This is a genomic window from Candidatus Limnocylindrales bacterium (assembly GCA_035626395.1).
Classification (GTDB): domain Bacteria; phylum Desulfobacterota; class Binatia; order UBA1149; family CAITLU01; genus DASPNH01.
The window spans coordinates 1-2,107 of the sequence record DASPNR010000043.1 but is presented as its reverse complement, the minus strand read 5'-3'; the positions used below and the strand labels follow the sequence as shown (position 1 = coordinate 2,107).

The 2,107-nt window shown below is 63.4% G+C and carries 3 protein-coding genes; all 3 read right to left on the bottom strand.

The window, feature by feature from the left end:
- Window positions 1–871 precede the first annotated feature (871 nt).
- Window positions 872–1,381 (bottom strand): hypothetical protein, encoded by a 510-nt coding sequence (locus VEC57_19395; protein ID HYC01307.1) that lies wholly within the window; start codon window positions 1,379–1,381, stop codon window positions 872–874.
- A gap of 58 nt (window positions 1,382–1,439) precedes the next feature.
- Window positions 1,440–1,724, bottom strand: a complete 285-nt coding sequence (locus VEC57_19390; GenBank protein HYC01306.1) for a hypothetical protein — start codon at window positions 1,722–1,724, stop codon at window positions 1,440–1,442.
- Window positions 1,725–1,757: 33 nt separating this feature from the next.
- Window positions 1,758–2,107: hypothetical protein (locus tag VEC57_19385; protein ID HYC01305.1), on the bottom strand; the 350-nt coding region annotated here is incomplete at its 5' end.

The following is a 2,107-nucleotide window of genomic DNA, read 5'->3' as shown; positions in this document are numbered from 1 at the left end:
CAATTGTATGTCCGCCGGCGCAGTGCCCTCCTCAGTGACTCGCTTTCCCGCTCACGCGCTTCGAGAATCACAAATCGACCACTGCTGACGCGTGCATCGGGAGTAAACGTGAAGATACGAATTCGAACGCCGAACGCGCTCTTTTTGGCAAGCCCCAAGAAAATGGGTGCGCAGTTCTTGAGCCACTAAACGGATTAAATCGGCCACTAAAGCGAAGCGGTTGGCCCCAGCCACTACGCACTAGTGGCTGGGCACACAGCCATTAGCGGACGCAGCTGTTGCCCAAGGCTTCGTCAGGGAAAGCATTCTTAACGTTGCTGGAAAACACTAGGAACACTGGAAACAGGGCGCGCGATCGCATTGAACGAGCCCTCGCACAGCCACACTTGCAGTCTACCAGTTCAAAGCACGCGTTCTGGGTGATGAATCAGCTGTCACAGCCTAGCGGCGATCAAGAGAGCGTCACTGGTACATTCCGGCATCGGCCGCTGCTGCGACGGCGGCCGCGTCGGCGTACTCTGCGGCGTCGGCCGCACGGATGGCCGCGTTCACCTCCAGGTGCGCGGCAACCTCCTGCATGGCAAGCGACGACAAAAGTGCATGGCGAGAAATGAGCAGAACACACCCCCGGAGCAAGGAGTGGCCTCAGAATGCACACCGGCGGGAGCTGCAGAGGCTGCAGCGGCGGCGCGTCCACTGCCATGGCATCGGGCCCGACGGGCGCCATGGCGACGGGCGCCATGGCGATAGGCGCCGGCGCGGGCGGCGCACGCGCCTGCGCCACGGCGCCGGCGGCCCCGAGAACAAGCTGCACGCATTGCAAGAGTTGTGATCGACACGAACGGCTATCTGAAACGGAACAGCACCGACATCACGTGCGTTCCCTGCGTCCGTGCCGCACCGCAACACGGTCTTGATTCACGAGTGCCGGTCTCGCCTTCGCCGGACGCCCCTTCTTCTTCATCGCGCCGATCTTCTCCGTCACGAACCCGTGGGGCACGAGGACGGTCTTCTCCACGATACCGCGCGCCACCGTGTGCTTGCATGCGGCGTACTGCAAGAAGTGGTTGCACTGGCACATCGTGACGCCGTTGACCGTCCACACCGTCCAGAACAGCCCCACTGTCGCCAGGAAGTCGTCCAGCCTGCAGCGTGACACAAAAACAGAATCGCACAACACACAACTCGCGCGGGAGACGACGGAGCGGAATGCAGGGCAGGGTGCGGCGCACGTGCGCGAAACACGCGCGTTGTGGACGGCGATGAGGTCCTGCATGACACCGCCGCGCTTCAGCGCCTTCTCCGCGTCCTGGCTCGGGAAGACGACGCCTCCGTTCAGCTGGCGGTGCATGCTGCGCAGCCCGGCGGCCACTTCAGCCACCAGCTGCGCGCGTCACAAAACAGAACGTTGACCGCTTGCACACGAACACCTGGCCCAACTACGTACGGACGAGCGGTAGGCGCCTCTGAACGCGCACCTGCTGCGCTGTGTGGTACACGTTGTGGATGCGCTGTCGAACGTGCGGCAGCGTGTCGGCGGTGAGGTAGAGCGCGTCCAGCGGCCAGTAGTGCGTGTGCGACCGGCTCTCCTTCGCCACCCATTCGACCGACTGCTCCAGGAAGTCGGACACGGTCTTGCGGTTGTAGTTGGTGTACGACTTCTTCAGCTCGCCGTTCCACGACTCCAGCGCATTGTTGTCCGTCGGCGACGCCAGCGGCGCCAAGGCGCGACACCTGCGCGCACGACGGGCGACGTTCTAATTCAACGTCGCAGCGGAAGTTGCGGCGCGACACTCTGCGCGACAGGGCACGCCAAGTGCGCACCAGTTCCGGCCGGTGCCCGTCAGGTACACAGCCTTGAACTTCGCCAGCCACTCCGGCTCGACGCCCGTCCACTGCGTCTCGAACAGCGCCACAGCCGTGTCGAAGTCGCCGAGGTTGGCGAGCTCGTGCATCTTCGTCAGCTGAGTCTTGAGGAGGCCCTCGTTGTTGTTGTCGCGCAACATCTTACTGTACTCCGTGCCCGTGTTAAACACGCCGCGCATCTGCGCACGCCACGCGTGCGCGCACGGACGGCGGACACGTCGTTTGCCGAACACGCACATGC